Consider the following 5,580-nt stretch of genomic DNA (forward strand, 5'->3'; position numbering starts at 1 on the left):
CCAGTCTACCACCAACGCGCATATCAATACCGGTGACGGCGTTGGCATGGCAATCCGTGCCGGTGTACCGGTGCAGGATATGGAAATGTGGCAGTTCCACCCAACCGGTATCGCCGGGGCAGGGGTTCTGGTCACTGAAGGTTGCCGTGGTGAAGGCGGTTACCTGCTGAACAAACACGGTGAGCGCTTTATGGAGCGTTATGCCCCGAATGCGAAAGACCTGGCGGGTCGTGACGTGGTGGCGCGTTCTATCATGATCGAAATCCGTGAAGGTCGTGGCTGTGACGGTCCATGGGGCCCACACGCCAAGCTGAAACTCGACCATCTGGGTAAAGAGGTTCTTGAGTCCCGTCTGCCGGGCATCCTTGAACTCTCCCGTACCTTTGCTCACGTTGACCCGGTGAAAGAACCTATCCCGGTTATCCCAACCTGCCACTACATGATGGGCGGCGTGCCGACCAAAGTGACCGGTCAGGCGCTGACCGTGAACGAGCAGGGCGAAGACGTAGTGATTCCTGGGCTGTTTGCGGTGGGCGAAATCGCCTGCGTATCGGTTCACGGCGCCAACCGTCTGGGCGGCAACTCGCTGCTGGATCTGGTGGTGTTCGGTCGTGCGGTGGGTCTGCATCTGCAGGAATCTATCGCCGAGCAGGGTGACCTTCGCGATGCAACAGAAGACGAGATTGATGCTTCTCTGGAACGACTGAACCGCTGGAACGGCAACCGTGACGGCGAAGATCCGGTGGTCATCCGTAAAGCGCTGCAAGAATGTATGCAGCATAACTTCTCGGTATTCCGTGAAGGTGACGCGATGGCGAAGGGTCTTGAAGAGCTGAAGGTGATTCGTGAGCGCCTGAAAAATGCCCGTCTGGATGATACCTCCAGCGAGTTCAACACCCAGCGCGTTGAGTGTCTGGAGCTGGATAACCTGATGGAAACTGCATACGCCACGGCGGTGTCTGCGAACTTCCGTACCGAAAGCCGTGGCGCGCATAGCCGCTTCGACTTCCCGGAACGTGACGATGAAAACTGGCTGTGCCATTCCCTGTACCTGCCAGAATCGGAATCCATGACACGACGTCAGGTCAACATGGAACCGAAACTGCGCCCGGCATTCCCGCCGAAGATTCGTACTTATTAATGCGGAGACAGGACAATGAAACTCGAGTTTTCAGTTTATCGTTATAACCCGGACGTAGACGATGCTCCGCATATGCAGGATTACACCCTGGAAGCGGAAGAAGGTCGCGACATGATGCTGCTGGATGCGTTGATGCAGCTGAAGGAAAAAGACCCGTCACTGTCGTTCCGTCGCTCTTGCCGTGAAGGCGTTTGTGGCTCCGACGGCCTGAACATGAACGGCAAAAATGGTCTGGCCTGTATCACACCTATTTCTGCGCTGAATCAGCCGGGCAAAAAAATTGTCATCCGCCCGTTGCCGGGTTTACCGGTGGTGCGCGATTTGGTGGTAGACATGGGGCAATTCTACGCACAGTATGAGAAGATTAAACCTTACTTGTTGAATAATGGGAAAAATCCACCGGCTCGTGAGCATTTACAAATGCCTGAGCAGCGTGAGAAGCTCGATGGGCTGTATGAATGTATTTTATGTGCATGCTGCTCAACGTCCTGCCCGTCATTCTGGTGGAATCCGGACAAGTTTGTTGGCCCGGCGGGTCTGCTGGCTGCGTACCGCTTCCTGATTGACAGTCGCGACACCGAGACCGACAGTCGCCTGGAAGGTTTAAGTGACGCTTTCAGCGTATTCCGCTGCCATAGCATCATGAACTGCGTCAGTGTATGTCCTAAGGGGCTGAACCCGACGCGCGCTATCGGCCATATTAAGTCGATGCTGCTGAAGCGTAGTGCATAAGTCGTTGTTGCCGGATGGCGACGTAAACGTCTTATCCGGCCTACAGGTACAATCCCGTAGGCCTGATAAGTGAAGCGCCATCAGGCAAATCGTTAATGCAGGAAACCTCTAAAAACTGCCTCTTATCTCTGACAGTTTTTAAAGGTTCCTTCGCGAGCCAAACAAAAAGAGCTCGCAAGTGAACCCCGGCACGCATACGCGTATGCGTGGTAGTATCCACGGCGAAATACTCGTCATAGTTCAGGTTGCATGTGCGTTGGCTGCACTTGCTCACCCCGGTCACTTACTGGCTGTAAGCTCCCAGGGATTCGCAAGCTTGCCGCCTTCCTGAAACGTGAACTATTTAGAGTATTAAATAAGCAGAAAAGATGCTTAAGGGATCACGATGCAGAACAGCGCTTTGAAAGCCTGGTTGGACTCTTCTTACCTCTCTGGTTCGAACCAGAGTTGGATAGAACAGCTCTATGAAGACTTCTTAACCGACCCTGACTCGGTAGATGCTAACTGGCGTTCGACGTTCCAGCAGTTACCTGGTACCGGAGTCAAACCGGATCAACTCCATTCAAAAACGCGTGATTATTTCCGTCGTCAGGCGTTGGCTACCCCACGTTACTCTTCTTCTATTTCCGACCCTGATGCCAATGTGAAGCAGGTTAAAGTCCTGCAGCTCATCAACGCATACCGTTTCCGCGGCCATCAGCATGCGAATCTCGATCCGCTGGGACTGTGGCAGCAAGAAAACGTGGCCGATCTGGATCCGTCTTTCCACGATCTGACCGAAGCCGATCTTCAGGAAAGCTTTAACGTCGGTTCTTTTGCCGGTGGCAAAGATACGATGAAGCTGGGCGAGTTACTGGAAGCACTGAAGCAAACTTACTGCGGCCCGATTGGCGCCGAGTACATGCACATCACCAGCACCGAAGAGAAACGCTGGCTTCAACAGCGTATCGAATCCGGTCGCGCGGCGTTCAGTGGCGAAGAGAAAAAACGTTTCCTCAGTGAACTGACTGCAGCAGAAGGTCTGGAGCGCTACCTGGGGGCCAAGTTCCCGGGTGCTAAACGCTTCTCGCTGGAAGGTGGTGATGCGTTAATTCCGATGCTCAAAGAGATGATTCGCCATGCCGGCAACAGCGGCACGCGTGAAGTGGTTCTGGGCATGGCGCACCGTGGTCGTTTGAACGTGCTGGTGAACGTGCTGGGTAAACGTCCACAAGAACTGTTCGACGAATTTGCGGGCAAACATAAAGAACACCTCGGTACCGGTGACGTGAAGTACCACATGGGCTTCTCATCGGATATCGAAACCGAAGGCGGTCTGGTTCACCTGGCGCTGGCGTTTAACCCGTCGCACCTGGAAATCGTCAGCCCGGTGGTTATCGGTTCCGTTCGTGCGCGTCTGGACAGACTGGATGAGCCGAGCAGCAATAAAGTTCTGCCGATCACCATTCACGGTGACGCAGCGGTAACCGGGCAGGGCGTGGTTCAGGAAACCCTGAACATGTCGAAAGCGCGCGGCTACGAAGTCGGCGGCACCGTTCGTATCGTTATCAACAACCAGGTCGGATTCACCACCTCTAACCCACTGGATGCGCGTTCCACGCCGTATTGCACCGACATTGGTAAGATGGTGATGGCGCCGATTTTCCACGTCAATGCGGATGACCCGGAAGCGGTCGCTTTCGTGACGCGTCTGGCGCTGGATTTCCGTAATACCTTTAAACGCGATGTGTTCATTGATCTGGTGTGCTACCGCCGTCACGGCCATAACGAAGCCGACGAGCCGAGCGCAACCCAGCCGCTGATGTATCAGAAAATCAAAAAACACCCGACGCCGCGCAAAATCTACGCTGACAAACTGGAAACCGATAAAGTTGTTACGCTGGAAGACGCGACCGAAATGGTCAACCTGTATCGTGATGCGTTAGATGCGGGTGAATGCGTGGTGAAAGAGTGGCGTCCAATGAATATGCACTCCTTCACCTGGTCACCGTACCTCAACCACGATTGGGATGAGAACTACCCGAGCAAGGTTGAAATGAAGCGTTTGCAGGAACTGGCAAAACGCATCAGTACCGTACCTGAAGCGGTTGAAATGCAGTCGCGCGTCGCCAAGATTTACGGTGACCGTCAGTCAATGGCTGCCGGCGAGAAGCTGTTCGATTGGGGTGGCGCTGAGAATCTGGCCTACGCCACGCTGGTAGACGAAGGCATTCCGGTTCGTCTGTCGGGTGAAGACTCCGGTCGCGGGACCTTCTTCCACCGCCATGCGGTGATCCACAACCAGGCGAACGGTTCAACCTACACCCCATTGCAGCACGTGCATAACGGTCAGGGCACGTTCCGCGTATGGGACTCCGTTCTGTCTGAAGAAGCGGTGCTGGCATTTGAATACGGCTACGCCACGGCTGAGCCGCGCACGCTGACCATCTGGGAAGCACAGTTTGGCGACTTCGCCAACGGCGCACAGGTGGTTATCGACCAGTTCATCTCCTCTGGCGAGCAGAAATGGGGCCGCATGTGTGGTCTGGTGATGCTGCTGCCGCACGGCTATGAAGGTCAGGGTCCGGAGCACTCCTCCGCGCGTCTGGAACGTTATCTGCAACTCTGCGCCGAGCAGAACATGCAGGTTTGCGTCCCGTCTACCCCGGCTCAGGTGTACCACATGCTGCGTCGTCAGGCGCTGCGCGGTATGCGCCGTCCACTGGTGGTGATGTCACCGAAGTCATTGCTGCGTCATCCGCTGGCGGTGTCCACGCTGGACGAACTGGCTAACGGTGCGTTCCTGCCAGCCATTGGCGAGATTGATGAACTGGATCCGAAAGGCGTGAAGCGCGTTGTAATGTGTTCTGGTAAGGTTTATTACGACCTGCTGGAGCAACGCCGCAAGAATGGTCAGAAAGATGTTGCCATTGTGCGCATCGAACAGCTTTATCCGTTCCCGCATAAAGCGATGCAGGACGTGTTGAAACAGTACGCTCACGTACATGATTTTGTCTGGTGCCAGGAAGAGCCGCTCAACCAGGGCGCATGGTACTGCAGCCAGCATCATTTCCGTGAAGTGATTCCATTTGGGTCTGCTCTGCGTTACGCAGGTCGCCCGGCCTCTGCCTCACCGGCAGTAGGATATATGTCTGTTCACCAGAAGCAGCAACAAGATCTGGTAAATGACGCGCTGAACGTCGATTAAATAAAGGATAAATAATGAGTAGCGTAGATATTCTTGTTCCCGACCTGCCTGAATCTGTGGCTGACGCAACCGTAGCGACCTGGCATAAAAAACCGGGCGATAGCGTTAAGCGCGATGAAGTGCTGGTAGAAATCGAAACTGACAAAGTGGTACTGGAAGTACCGGCATCAGCGGACGGTATTCTTGATGCGGTTCTGGAAGATGAAGGGACAACCGTCACGTCTCGCCAGATCCTCGGTCGCCTGCGTGAAGGTAACAGCGCCGGGAAAGAGACCAGCGCCAAGTCTGAAGAAAAAGATTCTACTCCGGCGCAGCGCCAGCAGGCCTCGCTCTCCGAGCAGAATAACGATGCCCTGAGCCCGGCGATTCGTCGCCTGCTGGGTGAGCATAACCTCGAAGCCAGCGCCATTAATGGTACCGGCGTCGGCGGCCGCATCACTCGTGAAGATGTTGAAAAACATCTGGCTAAAGCTCCGGCAGCGAAAGCGGAAGCCAAAGCACCGGCAGCCGCACCTGCCGC

General features: G+C 55.0%; 4 protein-coding genes. All 4 read left to right on the top strand.

Translation table 11 applies throughout. The features are described from left to right. Positions 1-1,141 (top strand): FAD-binding protein (locus tag FDX01_RS24020; RefSeq protein ID WP_249361025.1); only part of this gene is annotated, 1,141 nt, incomplete at its 5' end. A gap of 15 nt (positions 1,142-1,156) precedes the next feature. After that, positions 1,157-1,873 (top strand): succinate dehydrogenase iron-sulfur subunit SdhB, encoded by a 717-nt coding sequence (sdhB, locus tag FDX01_RS19330; RefSeq protein WP_115259048.1) that lies wholly within the window; start codon positions 1,157-1,159, stop codon positions 1,871-1,873. Positions 1,874-2,258: 385 nt separating this feature from the next. Beyond that, a complete protein-coding gene (gene sucA, locus FDX01_RS19335) occupies positions 2,259-5,060 on the top strand; it encodes a 2-oxoglutarate dehydrogenase E1 component (protein WP_117342253.1) in 2,802 nt (933 codons plus the stop codon). A 14-nt stretch (positions 5,061-5,074) separates the two neighbouring features. After that, positions 5,075-5,580 (top strand): biotin/lipoyl-containing protein (locus FDX01_RS24025; RefSeq protein WP_249361026.1); only part of this gene is annotated, 506 nt, incomplete at its 3' end.

Source organism: Citrobacter sp. wls613 (genome assembly GCF_005281195.1).
GTDB lineage: Bacteria > Pseudomonadota > Gammaproteobacteria > Enterobacterales > Enterobacteriaceae > Citrobacter > Citrobacter gillenii.

Bases quoted from the DNA above. Each gene is read 5' to 3' on its own strand.
- sdhB (WP_115259048.1), top strand. From the start codon at position 1,157: ATGAAACTCGAGTTTTCAGTTTATCGTTATAACCCGGACGTAGACGAT.
- sucA (WP_117342253.1), top strand. From the start codon at position 2,259: ATGCAGAACAGCGCTTTGAAAGCCTGGTTGGACTCTTCTTACCTCTCT.